The organism is Sphingosinicella sp., from assembly GCF_041916975.1.
In the GTDB taxonomy this organism is placed as follows: domain Bacteria; phylum Pseudomonadota; class Alphaproteobacteria; order Sphingomonadales; family Sphingomonadaceae; genus Sphingosinicella.
Genome location: NZ_JAYRYK010000001.1, coordinates 1,535,137 through 1,553,210, shown reverse-complemented (window position 1 = coordinate 1,553,210; position 18,074 = coordinate 1,535,137). Strand labels below are relative to the sequence as shown.

14 protein-coding genes and 1 pseudogene are annotated in these 18,074 nt (G+C 58.8%); 5 read left to right on the top strand and 10 right to left on the bottom strand.

The genetic code is table 11. The annotated features are described in order from the left end of the window. Positions 1 to 4: 4 nt before the first annotated feature. Together ACE3TJ_RS07230 and ACE3TJ_RS07225 are read left to right on the top strand one after the other, a co-directional pair. On the top strand, positions 5 to 2,203 hold the full coding sequence (locus tag ACE3TJ_RS07230) for a TonB-dependent receptor (RefSeq protein WP_374595302.1): 2,199 nt from the start codon (positions 5 to 7) through the stop codon (positions 2,201 to 2,203). Positions 2,204 to 2,309: 106 nt separating this feature from the next. Beyond that, positions 2,310 to 3,098, top strand: a complete 789-nt coding sequence (locus ACE3TJ_RS07225; RefSeq protein WP_374595300.1) for an SDR family oxidoreductase — start codon at positions 2,310 to 2,312, stop codon at positions 3,096 to 3,098. Positions 3,099 to 3,175: 77 nt separating this feature from the next. On the opposite strand, the gene ACE3TJ_RS07220 is transcribed toward ACE3TJ_RS07225, so the two are convergent. The 4 genes from ACE3TJ_RS07220 to ACE3TJ_RS07205 all read right to left on the bottom strand — a co-directional run bounded on the left by ACE3TJ_RS07220 (position 3,176) and on the right by ACE3TJ_RS07205 (position 8,375). After that, a complete protein-coding gene (locus ACE3TJ_RS07220; RefSeq protein WP_374595298.1) occupies positions 3,176 to 4,825 on the bottom strand; it encodes a flavin-containing monooxygenase in 1,650 nt (549 codons plus the stop codon). A 106-nt stretch (positions 4,826 to 4,931) separates the two neighbouring features. Further along, complete coding sequence (locus ACE3TJ_RS07215; protein WP_374595296.1) at positions 4,932 to 6,005, bottom strand: DUF1116 domain-containing protein; 1,074 nt, start codon at positions 6,003 to 6,005, stop codon at positions 4,932 to 4,934. A gap of 179 nt (positions 6,006 to 6,184) precedes the next feature. Next, entirely contained in the window at positions 6,185 to 6,913 is a 729-nt protein-coding gene (locus tag ACE3TJ_RS07210; RefSeq protein ID WP_374595294.1) for an SDR family NAD(P)-dependent oxidoreductase, read from the bottom strand. A gap of 37 nt (positions 6,914 to 6,950) precedes the next feature. Next, positions 6,951 to 8,375, bottom strand: coding sequence for a glutamine synthetase family protein (locus ACE3TJ_RS07205; protein ID WP_374595292.1), 1,425 nt, complete (start codon positions 8,373 to 8,375; stop codon positions 6,951 to 6,953). Positions 8,376 to 8,473: 98 nt separating this feature from the next. On the opposite strand from ACE3TJ_RS07205, the gene ACE3TJ_RS07200 reads away from it, so the two are divergent. Then, positions 8,474 to 9,622, top strand: coding sequence for an aldehyde dehydrogenase family protein (locus ACE3TJ_RS07200; RefSeq protein WP_374595290.1), 1,149 nt, complete (start codon positions 8,474 to 8,476; stop codon positions 9,620 to 9,622). A gap of 242 nt (positions 9,623 to 9,864) precedes the next feature. Beyond that, positions 9,865 to 10,950, top strand: coding sequence for a response regulator transcription factor (locus ACE3TJ_RS07195; protein WP_374595288.1), 1,086 nt, complete (start codon positions 9,865 to 9,867; stop codon positions 10,948 to 10,950). Here ACE3TJ_RS07195 and ACE3TJ_RS07190 read toward each other — a convergent pair. From ACE3TJ_RS07190 to ACE3TJ_RS07170, 5 genes and pseudogenes are all read right to left on the bottom strand, one after another. Continuing rightward, positions 10,934 to 11,866, bottom strand: coding sequence for an alpha/beta hydrolase (locus ACE3TJ_RS07190; protein WP_374595286.1), 933 nt, complete (start codon positions 11,864 to 11,866; stop codon positions 10,934 to 10,936). The genes ACE3TJ_RS07195 and ACE3TJ_RS07190 overlap by 17 nt on opposite strands. 14 nt (positions 11,867 to 11,880) lie before the next feature. Continuing rightward, on the bottom strand, positions 11,881 to 14,235 hold the full coding sequence (locus tag ACE3TJ_RS07185) for a TonB-dependent receptor (RefSeq protein ID WP_374595284.1): 2,355 nt from the start codon (positions 14,233 to 14,235) through the stop codon (positions 11,881 to 11,883). Between the two features lie 496 nt (positions 14,236 to 14,731). Continuing rightward, entirely contained in the window at positions 14,732 to 15,220 is a 489-nt protein-coding gene (locus ACE3TJ_RS07180) for a VOC family protein (protein WP_374595282.1), read from the bottom strand. 51 nt (positions 15,221 to 15,271) lie between these two features. Then, positions 15,272 to 16,066, bottom strand: a complete 795-nt coding sequence (locus ACE3TJ_RS07175) for a VOC family protein (RefSeq protein ID WP_374599343.1) — start codon at positions 16,064 to 16,066, stop codon at positions 15,272 to 15,274. After that, positions 16,052 to 16,420: pseudogene (locus ACE3TJ_RS07170) on the bottom strand (DUF1428 domain-containing protein); the annotation flags it as partial. The gene ACE3TJ_RS07175 and the pseudogene ACE3TJ_RS07170, both read right to left, overlap by 15 nt. A gap of 46 nt (positions 16,421 to 16,466) precedes the next feature. Between ACE3TJ_RS07170 and ACE3TJ_RS07165 the strand changes: the two are divergent. Then, on the top strand, positions 16,467 to 17,198 hold the full coding sequence (locus ACE3TJ_RS07165; protein ID WP_374595280.1) for a winged helix-turn-helix transcriptional regulator: 732 nt from the start codon (positions 16,467 to 16,469) through the stop codon (positions 17,196 to 17,198). A 544-nt stretch (positions 17,199 to 17,742) separates the two neighbouring features. On the opposite strand, the gene ACE3TJ_RS07160 is transcribed toward ACE3TJ_RS07165, so the two are convergent. After that, positions 17,743 to 17,928, bottom strand: a complete 186-nt coding sequence (locus ACE3TJ_RS07160; protein ID WP_374595277.1) for a transposase — start codon at positions 17,926 to 17,928, stop codon at positions 17,743 to 17,745. Positions 17,929 to 18,074: the final 146 nt, after the last annotated feature.

Sequence of the window (18,074 nt, the reverse complement as noted above, 5' to 3'; positions counted from 1 at the left end):
GGCAGTGCACAAGCACAAATGGGTTTATCTGTCGGGATCGTTGTTTGCGGGCGTGACGCTGGCCGGTGCGGCCTTTGCGCAGGATGCAGTTGCACCGGACGAAATCGTGGTCACTGCAACCAAGCGCTCGGAAAGCCTCCAAAGCGTAGGGCTCAGCATAACGGCGATGAGTGGCGACGACCTTGCGGCAAAGGGGGTTGCCAGTTTCGCCGACTACGGCGATTCCATCCCCAATCTTTCCTATGGTGCGACGGGTGATGGATCGCTCGGAAGTCGCGGCATCGCCATTCGCGGCATCCAGGGTGCCGGTGCGACGGGCTTTTACATCGACGACACACCGGTTCCGGATTCGCTCGATCCGCAGATCGTGGACCTTGAACGCATCGAAGTTCTGCGTGGCCCCCAGGGCACGCTCTACGGCGCGCGGTCCATGGGCGGAACGGTTCGTCTCATCACGCGTCAGCCCGATTTCAGCGGCGTTTCAGGAAGTTTACGTGGAGGCTTCTCCTTCACCAAGGAAGGCGGCGTCAACTACTTGACGGACGGAAGTCTGAATCTCCCTGTGGTGAATGATCTCATCGCGGTCAGCATTCAGGGCTTTTATTCCGATGAAACCGGAGTCTTCGACAAGCGTGTCACAGGTGGAGGCGATTCATCTCTCACGAAGAATGTCGATGATCGGCGTGCTTATGGTGGTCAGATCGCGGTTCGCATTCAACCTTCTGATGCCCTGACCGTTACACCCAGGATATGGTATCAGCGCACCGAGCAGGATGGCTTTCCCTTCGCAGACGTTTCGCCCGGCAATTTCGTGCAGGAGCGGGCTTTCGACATCGATGAAGGCGGCTATGACGAATGGACGCTTTACAGCCTGACCGGAAACTATGTCACCGATTTCGGCACGTTCACATCCTCCACATCCTACTTCGACAGGAAGACACCGGAAACGGAGGATTACACTGCTTTCGTGCAGGCCATTTTCGAGCTGACGGAACCGTTGCCGGCGCAGATCGATCGCAATCTGAGACTCAAGAGATTCGTACAGGAACTGCGATTCAGCTCGGATTTCAGTGGTCCGTTCCAAATCGTGGCCGGTGTTTTCTATTCATCGAGCCGCGACTATAATGATTATCTGCCCGCTTCGGTGGTTGATGGTCTGGATGATGCGCTGGGGGCGGGCGGAACGTTGGGAGATCTGGCCTTTACAACAACGCGCCATCTCAGGACAAAAGAGCGGGCCGTGTTCGGCGAGGCCTCACTGGACCTGGCGGAGGGGCTGACGGCTACCGTTGGTCTGCGCTATTTCTCCAATAGCCAACGCTACCGGGAGCGCGGCGACGGTATCATCTCCGGCGGGCCTGTTTCCATTGATCGGGATAAAACGACCGAGAACGGCGTGACGCCGAAATTCCTCATCGAATACCAGGCCAATCGGGATTTTCTGGTCTACGCAAGCGCTGCCAAAGGATACCGCGTCGGCGGATTCAATGGCGATATATCGCCGACATGCGATGCTGATCTCGATGCGATAGGTACGACACGCGACCAGACACTCAGCTATAAATCCGATTCACTTTGGAATTACGAGGTCGGCACCAAGGCGTCGCTGTTTGACCGGAAACTTACCGCAAATGTCGCGGCATTCCGGATCGACTGGAGCAATATTCAGCAGAACGTCCTGCTTCCGTGTGGCTTTCCGTTTATCGGAAACTCTGGCAAGGCGCGCAGTACAGGCTTCGAGGTGGAGCTGAATGCCCGCCCGGTCCGGGATCTCAGGATTGGCCTGGCGATCGGATATGCGGATGCCAAGATCGTGCAAGCGGGTGCGGGAACGCCGCAATTGGCGGGAAGCCCCGTCTATCAGGTGCCTGAATGGACGATTGCGACGAACGCAGAATATTCTGTTCCGGTAACCACAGATTTCGAGGGATTCCTGCGTGGGGATTACAGCTTCACCGACGCCAGCTACAGCGCCAACAACGATCCGCTCAATCCCCGCAAACGGCCGTCCTATTCGCTTGTGGATCTTCGTGCGGGCGTTCGCAACGAGACGTTCGAAGTGGCTGTTTACGCAAAGAACCTGACGGACGAGCACGCCAACCTCGCGGACAATCGCTCACTTGCCGCAGAGGCACCCGGCCTGCCGCGTATCGTGACCAACCGCCCGCGCACGATCGGATTGGAAGCGCGTTACCGCTTTTAGAGCGGAAACGGAGGCTCCCGGGCAAGCGCCCTTGCCCGGGAGCTCTTCGCGTTGCAGGTAGTGGAAAGCGCTCGAATGGTGCTTCCGGGAATACAGGAAAGGAAAAATGGGCCGATTGAAAGGCAAGGTCGCGATCGTAACCGGTGGCGCCTCGGGTGTCGGAAGGGCTACATGTCGGCGCTTTGTGGCCGAAGGCGCGCGCGTTATCGTCGCCGATATCGATCAACAAGGCGCCCGTGCTACAGCCGAGCAACTGGGTGATGCCGCTTTATGCGCCGTGCTGGATGTGTCGAGCGAACAATCCTGGAGAGCAGCGCTCGATATGGCGGTCTCATGGGCTGCTAAGCTCGATATCGTATGCAACATAGCCGGTATGGGCAGAGTAGGCACGATCGAGGAACTGACGCTCGACGACTGGAATGCGATGATCGCAGTGAACCTCACCGGCACGATGCTCGGCTGCAAATTGGGGTTGGAAGCGATATTACGTTCTGGAGGAAGCGGCGCGATCATCAACATGAACTCGATCGGCGGGCTCGTCGGCCCGGCCGATATCGCGGGCTATAATGCGACCAAGGGCGGCGTTACGACGTTGACCAAAGCCGTCGCGCTTCATTGCGGCACGAAAAACTATCCGGTGCGCTGCGTATCGATCCATCCGACATACATTGATACCGCAATGCTGGATCCATCAGCAATGGCGGACGCGGGGGGGCACGCCGAACGGTTGCGACAGCTGTCCGCCAAGGTGCCGATCGGACGTATCGCGACGGCAGAAGATGTGGCGAATGCCGTATTGTTTGCGGCATCGGATGAGGCCGCGATGATTACTGGTTCGGGAATTCTCGTTGATGGTGGTCAACTGGCTGGCCCGTGGGATGCCCCGGAAGGCTGACCTCACAAGCGCTCCGGATGTAAAAAAAAGGGGGCAGCGCGATCCGGCTGATCGCGCTGCCCCCTTTTTATGGAAATCTATGGCACCAGGGAAAAGCCGGCGTAGTTGTTGGCTTTCACATCGGACAAAACGGTCCGAAATTCGGGGAAACCGCCAGAGTAGCACAGAAACACGCGTTCCCGGGCTGCATTGATATAGACATAGCCGGATGTTTCGGCTTTCCACATCAGCGTCTTCTCTCCGAGTTCCTGAACACGATTCATCCATTCCGCCTGAGACGCCTTCTTGGTCTCGATGCGGGAAATTCCGTTTTCCCGCAGGAAGCAGATGCATTCCGCAACCCAATCCACCAAAAGTTCGGACGACGAGAACATGTTCGCCAGAGCACCCGGCGCACCGGGGCCGTTCATAAGAAACATGTTGGGAAGTCCGGCAACGCCAATGCCAAGATAGGCCGCGGGCCTGTCCCGCCATTTTTCGTGAACTGGAATGCCATCAATGCCCACGATGTCGATCGCCATCATGGCGCCTGTTATCGGCTCAAAGCCGGTCGCAAGTATGATGGCATCGAAAGGATAGTCCTGCCGGGTTGTCTTGATTCCATGGCCTTGGACCGAAACAATCTCCTCTTCCAGCACGCTGATCAGTGCCACGTCTGGTCGATTGAAGAGGGAATAAAACTCCCGGTCCGTAGTTGCCAGTCTGCGGGCGTCGATGGGATAGCCGTACGGGGTGAGCTTGTGCGCCGTTTCTTCGTCCTTGACGATTGTGCGAATCTTATCGCGAACGAAGTCGGCCGCGAGCGCATTCGATGTTTCATTTCGTGAAAGGTCGCTGAACGACCGCATGAAGTTGAGGCCGCCGTCTTCCTTCCATCTCCGTTCGAATTCAGCTCTAAGTTCGCTTTCGCTGGCTTCTGTCGCTGTACGGGGATTGATGTCGAATATGACGGCACCGGGGGTCGTGGCCTGTTCGCTACGGATCGCCTTGTAATCGGTTTGCCAGCGTGCCTCGTAGGCAGGGTCCACTGGGGCGTTGGCCGTCGGTACGCAGAAATTCGGCGTACGCTGGAAGACGGTGACATGGCCGACTTGATCAACGAGATGAGGCAGCAGCTGACAGCCGGATGCGCCCGTTCCGATGAGGGCCACGCGCTTTTCCCGAAGGTCTATGCGATTTGAAGGCCAGTATGCGGTTGAATAGATCGGCCCTTCGAACGTTTCCATGCCGGGAAGGTGAATGTCGCGGGGCTTCGAAAGAACGCCTGTTGCCATGATGCAAAAGCGCGCCGAGCAGATCGGCCCATTTGACGTTTCCACTGTCCAGCGATTGCTTGCTTCATCGAAACGCATCGCGGTGATGGTGTGGCCGAAACTGATATCCTCATAAAGAGAAAAGCGCTCGGCGACATGTTCGAGATAGGAGAGTATTTCTTCCTGCCCGGCAAACCGCTCCGTCCACTTCCATTCCCGCTGCAAATCGTCATCGAAGGAATAGGAATATTGATAGCTCTCGATATCGCAACGTGCACCGGGATAGCGATTCCAATACCAGGTTCCTCCGACACCATCGCCCGCTTCCAGAACCCTGCAGGAAAAGCCGAGAGACCGCAGGCGATAAAGCGCATAGAGCCCGGCCAATCCAGCTCCGACAATGCATATGTCGAATTCCGGAAGGGCTTTGCCATCCACGTTTTCGGAATTTCCGCGGTGAAGCGAACTCGTCATTTTCTGGGATTCCTGTTATTCAAGACTGTATTTCGATAAGAGCGCGATTGTTCAGACGCTGTGGCTTTCTTCGCAGTCCTCGGCGGCCTGTCTTTGAAGAATTGCGCTAATTGCAATGGCCATATCGCTCCTGAAACGCCTCCGCGGCGCGTGTAAAGCACTCGATCGGCACGCGGATCAGGCCGGCGCCGATCTGTCCGCCGCCCTTGCCGCCAAGGCCGGCATCGACAACGGGTGTGATACCCGTCGCAACCACCTTGCGTATGTCGATAGCCGTCGGTGTCCCGCGGAAGCGGAAGAACGGAATTTTGTAGTCGCTGTTTTCACCAGCAACGATCTCGTACATGCTGAGATTGATCTCGATCATCCGTTCGGGTGATCCGCCCTGGTAATCCTGCAAAGCGAAGGATGCGGCCTGCGCGAAGCCGCCAAGGCCGACAGTTTCGGTTATGACACTCTCTCCGCCCATCCAGGCAATGTCGTCCTTTGAAAAGCCGTCGAAGAACTTGGCATCCACGGTCGGTTCCGGTCCGACAATCCATTCATCTCCAAGGCCGCTGACCCGAATGGCGAAATGGCGGCCGTTCATGGCCATTGCGGTCACGATTGTAGACCCCGCGATGTCACGTGCGGCATCAGCGGTGGCCTTTGCGGCGGCCATGGAAAGGCGGAGGAAGAAATAATTGTCTTCGGTAAGAACGTTGAGCACCTGCTTCAGCTTATCCACACCCGTATCCACCTGATCCAGAAGATGAGGGAAGAGTGCGTTGGTGAAGATATGCGAAGCGGCCGTATTCCGGCTGTGTAGTTCATCGCCCATGTTGAGCGCGCTGCGGATGATGGGCTTCAGTGCGATGCCTCCGGCGCTTTCGATCGCGCGATGGAGAACGGGGGCGACGACATCCCGCAGGCGGTCGAGCCGCTGCTTCACCTCGTCGTCGTAGATGCCATAGTTCAGACGTCGTGACGTCTTGCCTTCGTAAAGGTTGCAGTATCCAATGTTTCCATGCGTGGTGTTTCTGACGATGAACACCGGCATGGAGGCTGTGTAGATTCCTGCAACCGATCCTACGCAGCCGTAGTCATGGCAAGCGCCGATACGGATTTTTCCTGACTGAAACCCCTCCACCGCCGCGTGTTCGGTTGTCGCCAGTCCTTCATAGAGCGCGCCGCCGATCAAGGCTGCACGCTGGCCGCCGTGATAGTCCTCCCAAGCCATCGGGGCGCCGGATGTAAGAACAAGATTTCCGGTAAAACCCGGAATGCAATCGCCCGCACGTCCTACACCTGTCACCACGGGCTCGGCACTGAGGATGCGCTCAAGCGCTTCGGCGTTCGCCGCCTCTATATCGATCGTGCTCATGCGATTGTCACTCCGCCGTCGACGACAAGCGTTGTCCCCGTTATGTAGGAAGCCTTGTCTGAAAGCAGGAATTCAACGGCGTCGGCGATTTCATCGCATGTGCCGTAGCGCCCCATCGGCACGTGATGGGCGGACGCTTCCTCGCCGCCCGTCACCGCCTGCATCGCGGGGCTCATCGGTACTGAAATGAGGCCTGGCACGAGCGCATTTACGCGAATCCGCCGCGCGGCAAGCTCACAGGCGAGGTAGCGGCTGTAGGCTTCCACGCCGGCCTTGGTTGCGGCGTACATCGATGCACCTGTCGACCATCGGCCGAGACGGCAACTTACGCTGCCGATATTTACGATGGCGGCACCTGCCGGCATGTGCGGAACTGCCAGGTGACAGATGCGCGCCATCGCTTCCACGTTGACCTGCCACATCAGAGTAATTTCCTGACCCGGGGTATTCTCGACACGAAGGTCACGCAGAATTCCTGCACAATTCACGACTGAGGTGATCGACCCCTTGCCGCTGATCTCTGTAAAGACGCTTTCGAGCGCCGATCCATTCGTAATATCCGCCACGACGGAGGTGCGGTTGGGGTGGCTGTCGTCATCCGTTACCGGAGTTACGTCGATCGCGAGGACGTGCTGTCCCGCATCCGCCAGGCGATCCGAAATGACGCGTCCGATCCCGCCGCGGGCGCCAGTCACCACCGCGACATTTTGATCTGTGGAACTCACTGTTTAAATCTCCATGTCTCTCGACTACGAGGCGGCTTCAAAGCCATTCAAAATATTGAATGCGTTCCCACTGTGTCACGCGATCTGCGTCGACGGCAGGATTTTCGGCGAGCCAATTCTGGAACGTTTGCAACTCGGCCTTGCGAGTCTCGGCGTAGATATCGACAAAGAAGTCGCCGAAAATCGCGCGCGCGAGTGCCGATCTTTCAAAGCGCGCGATCGATTCGGAATAGGTTCGCGGGAACATCTCGCCGTTGCCGTTCTCAACAGGATCACCCACGGCATAGGCTGGCGGTTCCATGCCATTCTCGATGCCGCGCAGGCCGCTGGCCAGAATGGCGGTCATGCACAGGTATGGGTTCACGTCAGCCCCGGGAACGCGCACTTCATAACGCGAAGTTCTTGCCGGAGTAGGCCCATGCACCACACGCAGAGCCGCTGTATGATGGTCGAAACCCCAAGACGCATTTTCCGGGCTGAAGTGATGTCGATCCATGCGGCGGTATGAGTTCACCCATGGACGGAAAATCAGATGCAGGTCGGACATCGTGCTCAGGATGCCCGCGGCGAAGTGTCGTGCCGTAGTGGAAAGGATGCCATTTCCATCCGGCTGCATGAGATTCTTGCCGTCTCGCCACAGGCTGATGTTGTGATGCGCACCGCTCGCGGTATCCGACTCCTGGCGGCCGATCACGGGCATGTAAGTAGCGATCAGCCCATGCTCTCCGGCGAGTTGCTTCATATGGAGCTTGGCATGGACCGCGGCATCGGCGGCGGCGAGCGCGTTGCCGATGTCGTGGACATATTCGAACATGCCTTCGCCATATTCGGTGTGGAAGGCTTCGAGCTTGAGATCGACGCATTCGGAGCGTTCGAACAAGGCTTCGGCGAATGCGCTGCAGGAGGGACGAGAAGCGAGGTTGTAAACAGAGGCGGACCGGCCGAACGGCAAGAGATCGGCATAGCGTCGCTCGCGAACAGCCTTGTCGTCCTCCTGAAAAAGAAAGAACTCGTACTCGAGTGCAGCCTTCACCTCGATGCCGCGAGCCGCAAGGGCTGACTCGACATTTTTCAATTGGCTTCGCGGATCGATGGCGGGCGATGTCCCGTCTTCATTGAAGATTTCGCACCTGACCGAAGCCATGTGAGGTTTCCACGACCACTGCCGGAATGTCTCCGGATCCGCGACGGCACAAAGCTTGGGAAAGCAGTTTTCGAAATTGCTGTAGGGTGTGAGGCAGACCTGATCGTTGCTGAGGATCGTTTGGATAAGCGTGGAAATGCCGAAGCCCGAAGGCGAGAGCGCCTTGCTCAACGGGCTGATCTTCCCGCGAACATGTCCGTTGACGTCGGCGAACTCCATCTGCACGAATTTCACGCCGCTGGCGGCCAGCTGTTCGCCCTTTTGGCGCAGCAGCGCGCCTCTCTCCTCAAAATCGACCACCGGGTGACCACGCGTCATACTGGTTTCCTGCAATTGATTGGCGTCGTTGTATTAATCAATGGTATGAGAGTTATACCATTGATCCTATGTTGGCAACTGCCTTTGTGAAGGCAGGAATGATCCGCATGACGGCAGAGCAGTTCGTGCCGATGCCAGAAGCGACGAACCTTCCGGGCTTGGGAGCGCCGGGCCATAATATGATGACCGGGGCTGCGTTTGCGCGGGAGGCGTCGGTCCAGACTGGGGAGTTACAGATGCATTTGGCGGGTTTTGTGGAACCGTTGGTTGCCAACGCGGGCAGCAGGTTTGCCTTCTACGTAAGCACGGATTTGCACGCCTATGAGGTGGACATCGTTCGCCTGCGCCATGGCGATCGCAACCCCCAAGGCCCGGGCTTCAAGGTCGCCGCCATGCCTGAGCTGCCGAAGTTCGCCCTTGAGGGGCAGGTCCAGCCCATCGTGTCGGGGTCCTATGCCGTGGCGGATGTCGTTCCTAATGATTGTCCCACCGACTGGACGCTCAGCTTGTGGATATGGCCAACGCTTCCGTGCCAAGACGGGCAGGTTATCGTTTCTTCCGGTATGCCTGAGGCCGAGTGGCAGGTCGGCATACATCAGAACAGCTTGTTCGTACGGGGGCGGGGTGAGGAGGCCGAGAAGATATTCGGGCCGGCGCTCGCCACCAAGCGGCTCTACATACACGACGATGTGTACGACGCACTCGCCGCCGAAATCATGGATTATGCGCAGACGATCAAGATAGGCGACGGGTCGCAACAGGGCACGGACCTCGGTCCGATCCAGAACCGCCCACAATATGAGAAAGTGTGGCAGTTGATTGATGAAGCGCGCGCATCGGGGCTGCGTTTCCTTCTGGGTGGCGAACGGCCGGAGGGACCGGGCTATTTCGTGCCGCTGACGATTATCGACAATCCGCCTGATGACGCACCGGTGGTCACCGAGGAGGCCTTTGGCCCGGTACTGCCTTTGCTGCGTTTCACCGAGATCGAGGACGTCATCCGGCGCGCCAACGACACCTGTTACGGGCTCGCTGCCTCCGTCTGGTCGCGCGATACGGAGCGCGCGTACGCGATCGCGCGGCGCCTTGAGGCGGGGACGGTGTGGATCAACGAAACGCACATATTCTCGCCCACGATCCCCTTCGGAGGCCACAAGCAATCCGGGATCGGTCTCGAGAATGCGTTGGAAGGTCTCGCGGAATATACGAACTCGAAGACCATCACGGTCCGGAAACTCCCCACTTGAACTCCCGGGGGCCGATCCGATTGGCGAAGCTGTGTGTATGATGGAAGGTGCTATTGTTCGCTGATGCAAGGCGCCCAAGCGCTCACCTGAGCGCGCTCTTCTACGCCCGACGTCTATTGAATTGATCGATTGCCCCCTAAAAGCCTATAAAGCATCGGTTGTGCTGCTGAAGCAGCCGTTAGGTGGAGATGCTGCATCCAGTCGCTGCCCCAAAAAAAGCGACGGACAAGGGGAGGTATCCGATGGCGAGCTTGGCCAGAGAAACAGAAACGCTCCTGTCCATTCAGGAGGGGATTCTGTCTTGCAAGGACTTTTCCACGCTTGAGCGGGACGTTCTTGCGCCTGCTGCCGACTTTCTCGACGCCCTGACGAGTTGCTTCATGCAATTCTGGGTCAGCCCTGCCGGGGAAATCCGTTTCGGGCGAACGGCAGCCCATAATGTGCCTGAACGTGCGCACGAAGGCTATCTCGCGCATCACTTTCGCGAAGACCCCGCGATGAAAGCCGCCAGCCGAAGTTTGCGCAATACGCCGCATGTGTTCTGTACTTCGGAAATATCGGACTATGCGCAGCTCACCAACAGTCCATTCTATAATGATTTTTTCCGGCCGAACTGCATTCACCATGTGATGGTGATGACCCAGAAACCGCAGAGCGATGACGGTGACACGCTGATCTTCGGCTTCCATCGACCGAGAGGAGACCGCCCGTTCACCGACATTGAAAAGCGCCGCTTGCAGAAGCTGGCCTCGGCTCTTGGCTGTTCGGCGCGACTTCTGTGCCTGCAGGACGGTTTCGTCATCCGTGAGCGCGCCATTGCCGAATATGACTCGGCATTTCCGGGGCACGGCCTCGTGTTCCTTGATGAGCACATGACCGTGACATACGGAAACCGGACGGGGTTGGCGCATATGGCGATGCAGGATGTCGGAGGGCGGATACGGCTGGATGCACTCTCCCGCGCTTGCCTCAGAACCCTGCGGATCGGCAATTACGCTGATGCCGTTTCCGTTGATATTTCAAAAGCCGACGGCATCGTCGCCTCTGTTCGAACCCGGCGCAGTCCCGAGGGGCGCCCATTCTTTATCGTGCATACCAACCGGCGGAATGACGAGGCCATGTTCGCAATTCGCTGCCGCGAATACCAGCTCAGCGCGCGGGAAGTCGATATCACGCGGGCGCTTGCCGCTGGGCTTTCCAACACAGAGATTGCGGAACGATTGTTTATCAGCCCCCGCACGGTGGAGAACCATCTGCGTTCGATCTACGCCAAGGCGGGCGTAAACCGTCGAACCCAGTTGCTCAGCCAGCTCAACGAGCTGGAATAGCGGAGAGCCAGTCGATAATCCGCGCCAGAGCATCGCGGCCGGAAGACAGGGCGCCGGCAAAGGACAGGAAACCATGGATCGCGCCCCCGAAATGGAGGTTGCGTGAGGGGACGCCCGCATCCGAAAGCCTGCGGTGATAGGCGAGGCCCTCGCCGCACAGCGGATCGTAACCCGCCGTCACAATCAGCGCTTGCGGCAAGCCGCCCAGGTTCTCCGCAAGCATCGGCGAGACGAACGGGTTTCCCGTGTCCGCAGCGTCCGCGAGATACATGCCGCGAAGCCAGTCGATATCCTGCTGGCCGAGAAAATATTCGCCGCCGCCATATTGCGTGCGCGAGACGTATGGGGGTGATGTCGTGAGATCCACGCACGGGTAGATCAGAATCTGCGCGTCCATGCGCGGTCCCTGATTGTCGCGCGCGTGAAGAGTGAGCGCCGCAGTGAGATTGGCGCCGGCGCTGTCCCCCATCACGACAAGCGATTGCCCGGGAAGGCGCTGCATGTCGCACCAGGCCAGCGCGGCCACGCAGTCGTTGAAACCGGCCGGAAACGGGTGTTCAGGCGCAAGCCGGTAATCAACCGATACCACTGTCGCGTCCGTGCCCGCCGCGATTGCCCGCGCGATCGCATCATGCGTTTCGATGCTGCCAAGCGCCCAGCCGCCGCCGTGGATCAGCAGCACCATCGGTCCCTCACCGCCTCGGTCGGCGCGGTATATCCGGATCGGCACCGCTGCCCCGTCTCCCGCAATCGTCAGATCCTCGCTGGCGACGTGCGGGACCTCCGGTGCGAGCTGGGCAGTAGCGGCCGCGAGCTGCTGGCGCGCTTCGGCAATCGACAGGCTCCAGAGCGGCGGTGCGCCCGCTGCCCGCATGGTATCGAGAAGCGCCGCCACATCAGGATCGAGCCCGGCCATCGTGCGCCTCCGCCCTAGAAGCGCTTCTTCGCCGAAAGTCCCCATTCGCGTGGGCGCCCGTAATAGCCTTCGGTATGCCCGAAACTGGTTTCCGCCGAAATGCCGCCGCCGAGATAGGTCTTGTCCGTCAGGTTGGTGACGAAGGCCGCGATCTCCAGACCCAGATCGTCGTTCGAGTAAGTGATCCGCGTATTGATCAGCGCGAAACCATCCTGCACCAGCGATGCCACATTGGTGGGATCGAGATAGGTGCGGCTCTTGTAAGTCAGGTCGCCTCGGAATGCGATGCTGCTGCTGGTGCCCACCGGTACCGTGTAGACGATACTCGCATTGCCCGTCCATTTCGGGACGAAGGGCTGATGCGTGTCGAGCGAGATGTCGCTCACCCCCGCTGCCAGGCTGGTGTACTTGAAATCCGCATATCCAAGCCCGGCTGAAAGCTGCAGGGCGGGGACTGGCTGCGCCTGCAGTTCCAGCTCGAAGCCCTTTACTTCTGCGTCTCCGGCATTTCCAAGGTCGAGGACGAGAACGCCGGCCTCGTTGGCCTTGACACGGGAAAGCTGGATATCGGTGTAATCGTTCCAGTAGGCGGCGGCGTTGAAGCGCAGCATACGGCCCAGAAGATCGGATTTGAAGCCGAGTTCGTAGGCTGTCACCTCCTCGGGATTGAAGGGCACCGGCGGCGTGTTGTCCACCGTCGGGCGGCCGTTAAAGCCGCCGCTCTTGAACCCGCGCGATACCGATGCATACGCCATGAACTGCGGTGAGAAGCGATAGTCGATCGACGCCATCGGTGTGAACGAATCCCAGCTCTTGCCCACCGTCGTAAGCGGTATGATCGGCACGCCCGATGCAACGCGGATGTGCCGCAGCGTGTAGTCCTTGCTCTCATGCGTGTAGCGCGCGCCGACTGTAAGATTCAGGTCGTTGGCAAGTGTGTAGGTCGCCTGCCCGAAAGCGGCGTAGCTCTTGATGCGAATCTTGTTGAAGATATCAAAATCAAGATCGAGCGCGACGTTCACAGGATTGCCTGCGCCGCCGGGCGCGGTTGGCGCTTCGGGCGGAGACCCGTCGATCGGCCCTGGAAGTGCTTCGAACGCGTTGAAAAATCCGGATGCGAGGATGACGTTGTTGGTATCGCGCCCGTACTCGTTGAAATAAAAGCCGCCTACGACCCATTTCAGCCGTTCGTCCGCAGATGTGCCGACGAGCTGGAGTTCCTGGCTGAACTGGTGCTGCCGCTGCCGGTTGTCGGTTGCGATATAGTCCATGGGGCCGCCGTCGCCATCGCGGCCGAAATGCGCCTTCATGTGGCGGTAGGCGGTGACGGATTTGAGAGCGATCGCATCGCTCATGTCCCAGTTGAACGTTCCCGAAATGCCCCACATGTCGAGATCGTTGCGGTTAGGGCCCGTCCCGTAGGTGGTGAAGGGGTTCGGCGAGATCAAATCCGTCGACATCGGTATCGGCGATGCCACGAAGATGTTCCACAAGGTCGCGACGACGGAAACGTCCTGATCGAACGAAAGCAGTTTTTCAGGCACGGCTTCCTGCCGCCAGCGCGAGTAATCCGCCGCAATATCGATCGTGATGTCGTTCGACGGCGTGAACCGCAGGTCGAGCCTCGCGGCCGTCTGGTCGATATCGCCGGGTCGGGAAACCGTGTCGCCAGTGAAGTAATCGACGCGTCTGCCGTAGCCGTCGCGATTCTGCGACGAGGCGGAGAGTTTTATCGCCACCTGATCGGGAACAAGCGCGGTTTCAAATGATCCGCGCAGGTCGATGCGGTTGAAGCGACCGGTCGTCACCTCGATGAAACCGCGCGTTTCACCATTGGGCTTGGCCGAGGTGACGTTGACGGCGCCGCCGATCGTGTTCTTCCCGAACAATGTGCCCTGGGGTCCGCGCAGCACCTCTACGCGCTCGACATCGAGCAGGTCGAATGTGCTGCCCACCGAGCGCGGATAGTAGACGCCATCCACGTAGACGCCGACGCCGGGATCCACCGTGAACAGGAATTCGCTCTGTCCGACACCGCGGATGAACACGGAGAGGTTCGCGCCGCCGCCGCTGCCGCCCGCGGCCGTGTACATCGAAACATTGGGCACGAAGCCTGCCACGTCGGCAAGTGCGCTCGCGCCGCGCGCCGTCAGGTCCTCGCCGCCGAGCGCAGTGATGGCGATGGGTGTATCCTGCAACCGCTCCTCGCGCTTGCGCGCCACCACGACGATCTCGGCAAGACCGGTCGATTCCTCGGCCTCCGGCCCTGCTTGCGCCTGGGCAATCGATGGCGCCGCCAACCCACCCAGAATGGAGGCCCCAAGGCAAAGCGAAAGCATACGGCGGGCAGCGAACGAGCGTGCAATCATCGGACAGTATCCTCCCCCAGAATAGTCCTTGCCGGCCTATGCTCTCTTGGCGGTTGCCGGCTTTGGACACCCAGATTCATGAAGCCCGGCCATCCGAGGAACAATGACGAGAGACACTCAATTTTCTGCCGGGTGATAGGACCGAACAGAAGCATCTGACTGCGCTATTAGCCTTCAAAAACTACGGACGGCCGGATCGAATGCTACGGTGGAAGCGGCCAAGCTGCAGGCTATGGAAAACAGCGTTCGGCCGCCGTTCGGCAGCTCAAGGCCATCGGGCATGCGCAATCCAATGGCGCGGCTGACCAATGGGAGGCTGGTCAGCGCGATCACTACGGAAGGTGGTAGCGGTGCAGAAAGCACATGTTGCGGCTGCTTCTGCGCACGTGGCTTACGCACGCTGTCGTCGATATCCTACCTTGCGATGCTTACGCACCATGAGCCGCTCGGCGCGGTGCCGCCCGTCCAAAGGCGGGGCCAACGCACAGTGTTGGGGTTAATCCTGGCCTCGTCTCGCCGCTTCGATCTTCGCAACATCGATCTTCTGCATCGTCATCATGGCCTCGAACACGCGCTTTGCAACTTCCCTGTCCGGATCGGCGAACCCTTCGTTGAGTACGCGCGGCGTGATCTGCCAGGAGAACCCCCAGCGGTCCTTGCACCAGCCGCAAGCGCTTTCCGTGCCGCCATTGCCGACGATCGCGTTCCAGTAATGATCGGTCTCTTGCTGATCTTCCGTTTCGATCATGAACGACACGGCCTCGTTGGGTTTGAACATGGGGCCACCATTGAGGCCGACAAATGCCTGTCCGAGAAGCGTGAACTCGACTGTCAGTTCCGCGCCTTCCGAGCCTGACGGGAAATCGGCCGGTGCGGCTACTGCCTTGTCCACGTGGCTGTTAGGAAAAATGCTCGCATAGAATTCCGCAGCCTTGCGTGCTTCGCCGTGATCGAACCACAGGCAGTTGATGATCTTGCTCGCCATTTTATATCTCCGGTTGTCCTTATATTTCTTCGAGGAATGATAGCGGCAAGCTCAGCGCCGTCCGCCGACCAGGCCGAAGGGCGTGCCATGGGGATCGATGCAGTTCATCGAGAAATCGCCGCCGGGAATCTCGTCCGGGCCGCTCATGACCCGGCCGCCGCCATCCTGGACCGCCACCTTTGCAGCATCGATATCCTCGACGCGGAAATACTGATTCCAGCGCGGCGGTCCCATTTCTGCGTTGGCTGGCATAATGGCGCCGATCACGGTGCCGTGACGGATGAACTGGTATTTGCCCATCGGGCCCATATCCATCTCGCCATCCTGTCTCCAGCCGAACAGATCACCATAAAACGCCCATGCGACAGCGGGGTTCGAAGTCTGAAGCTCGTTCCACGCGCAGTGCCCGATACGAGGCATGTCGTCGGCAAAGGCCAGACTCTTGCCGGTTCCCTGTGGCTTCATCATGTAAAACGGCACACCTTGCGGATCTGCGACCATCGCGATACGCCCGACCATCGGAATGTCCATCGCGGCCATGAGCGTGCGACCGCCCTGCGCCTCGACTGCGGCGACTGCGGCATCGACATCATCGACGGCGATGTAGCCGAGCCACGTCGGCACGGCGCCGCCCTCTGCCATGTCCTTCGTTATCGCCATCAGGCCACCGACGCTATTCGCGCCGGCATTGATGATGCGGTAGTCCATGCCGGATTGGCCGCTATCGGCAAAGCTCCAGCCAAGGATGCGCGCGTAGAACGCCTGTGCAGCTTCCACGTCGCTGGTCAGCAGTTCGTACCAGATATAGTCGCCGGATTTGTTGGCGGCAGGTTTCTCCAACGTCACGATCGGAGCGAAGCCTCCGAAAATCATTCTCTTGCCGTCGAAGGGCATGGGGTTCTTTTCAGGATGCATCCGGTCGTCTGTTTTCATCAGCGTGTCCATTTGCGCGAATGCCGCGTCGCGGGTCGCCCTGTCTGGCCATTCGATCCATGAGAATACCACCGTCTCGTCGTCCTTCGCCTGAACGGCGCGGCGAAAATCAGTCAACTTGCCGTCCGGAACAGAATCGCCCCAGCATTCAAGAACCCGAAGCGCGCCGAGGTCCATGAAGACGCTGTCCCCGCGCTTTGCATGGTCGATGAATTTCTGCTTGTTCGCTGTGGGCACCGCGAGCACGAAACCGTCTACATAGGTCATGCCTCTATCCTCCCTTCATGCAATTCCGACTCGATGTTGACCAAACATGCCCGATAAATTAAATAAAACAACTATGAAGTTAGAAAATATAACTAAATTATCAAAAGGCGCGAAAAAGCGTGTGTATCACGATGCCTGCGGCACGGCGCACGGCCTGGAACTGCTCGGCGACCGGTGGGCACTCTTCGTGGTGCGTGAGCTTATGCTCGGTCCGCGACGCTTCGGTGACTTACGCGCCGACCTGCCCGGGATCAGCGCCAACGTGCTTACCCAGCGCCTGTCGGAACTGGAAGCGAACGGGGTCGTCATACGAAGCAAGCTGCCGCCGCCGGCGAGCGTGCAGGTCTACGGTCTCACCGAATGGGGATACGAGGCTGAGCCGGTCGTGCAGGAACTCGGCCGCTGGGCAGCGCGCTCCCCGGCGCATGATCCGACACTCCCAATCAGCGGTGTCTCGATTCTGCTTTCGTTCCGGACGATGATCGACAGGAGCCGCATCGGCAGCCTTGATCTTACAATCGGTTTCCGGTTCGGCGAGCACGAATATAACGCGCGCGTGGATCGCGGCGGCATTCATGTTGAACGGGGTGCCGCTGCAGGCAACATCGTTTTCAGCGGCCAGCCCTCTGCGCTGGCGGCCTTCGTTTACAGCGGTGCATCGCTGGACACTCTCGCGAATGAAGACGTGCTCATTCTCCAAGGCGACCCAGCACTTGCAGCCCAATTCGCTGATCTTTTCGTTCTGCCGCCTAAGTTCGACCCACATGGAATTGCCTAAAGGCAGCTGATCATTCACTCGAGGAAGGGAAGTTGGATTGGCCCGGTGCGTCGGGTGGAAACCAGGCGCTTTGCCAATGATCGCAGGCGGGCGAGGCGGGCCAATAAACTTGGATAACGAGGATTACGCGTCTCCAAGTCTCTATGGATCAAAGGCGGGTTAAGGGGTGGGGTGCTCGCATCGGGAGGATTGTTTTACGTGACCGTCAACAACCTGTATTCGTGTGCCGGGCCTGCGGCTTTCCGCTGACTATTCCGACATCGACATTGGCAATGTGAGAGCTTTGCTGCCGCGCAGGATACGGTGGACTTCAACAACCACCTCGATAGGCAAACCTATATAGACCTAGATTTGAGGTATAACGTTGGCCCGTTTACCCTGTTCGGCAGTGTCACCAATCTATTCGACGTAAGCCCGAAATATGTAACCAACGTGGCTGCGATCAATTCCGATGCCATCGGAACTTACATGTCGGGTGGCGTAAAGTTGAAATTTCAGACGGTGTGGACAAATTTGAGCTAGTATCTTGCGGTGGCGAGATGGACTATGCCGAGGAAGCTTTTGCCAGTTGGTCGTAGCGGGTAGCGATGGCGTGGTTGATCTTGAGGTGTCCGAACATGCGCTCGGCGCGGTTGCGGCGCTTGTAGAGAATTTTTATAGCACCTTTTTGGTGCGCATGTTTTTGTCCAAAATTGGGAACCGAACACAAGGCAGTATGCTGCCAGATCACCGTAAGCTTACTCAGACTCGCTAACACAGGCTTGGAATAGCCTTGGTTAGCTCGGTGCCCCGTGGTCTTTCAGGCTGGTCGGATGCTTACGACTACACGGCGCGGCTCCGCGGTCACCCAGCATCAATTAATGGTCTGCCTTGAGA

Bases quoted from the DNA above. Each gene is read 5' to 3' on its own strand.
- ACE3TJ_RS07225 (WP_374595300.1), top strand. From the start codon at position 2,310: ATGGGCCGATTGAAAGGCAAGGTCGCGATCGTAACCGGTGGCGCCTCG.
- ACE3TJ_RS07220 (WP_374595298.1), bottom strand. From the start codon at position 4,825: ATGACGAGTTCGCTTCACCGCGGAAATTCCGAAAACGTGGATGGCAAA.
- ACE3TJ_RS07205 (WP_374595292.1), bottom strand. From the start codon at position 8,375: ATGACGCGTGGTCACCCGGTGGTCGATTTTGAGGAGAGAGGCGCGCTG.
- ACE3TJ_RS07200 (WP_374595290.1), top strand. From the start codon at position 8,474: ATGATCCGCATGACGGCAGAGCAGTTCGTGCCGATGCCAGAAGCGACG.
- ACE3TJ_RS07195 (WP_374595288.1), top strand. From the start codon at position 9,865: ATGGCGAGCTTGGCCAGAGAAACAGAAACGCTCCTGTCCATTCAGGAG.
- ACE3TJ_RS07190 (WP_374595286.1), bottom strand. From the start codon at position 11,866: ATGGCCGGGCTCGATCCTGATGTGGCGGCGCTTCTCGATACCATGCGG.
- ACE3TJ_RS07185 (WP_374595284.1), bottom strand. From the start codon at position 14,235: ATGATTGCACGCTCGTTCGCTGCCCGCCGTATGCTTTCGCTTTGCCTT.
- ACE3TJ_RS07180 (WP_374595282.1), bottom strand. From the start codon at position 15,220: ATGGCGAGCAAGATCATCAACTGCCTGTGGTTCGATCACGGCGAAGCA.
- ACE3TJ_RS07165 (WP_374595280.1), top strand. From the start codon at position 16,467: ATGCCCGATAAATTAAATAAAACAACTATGAAGTTAGAAAATATAACT.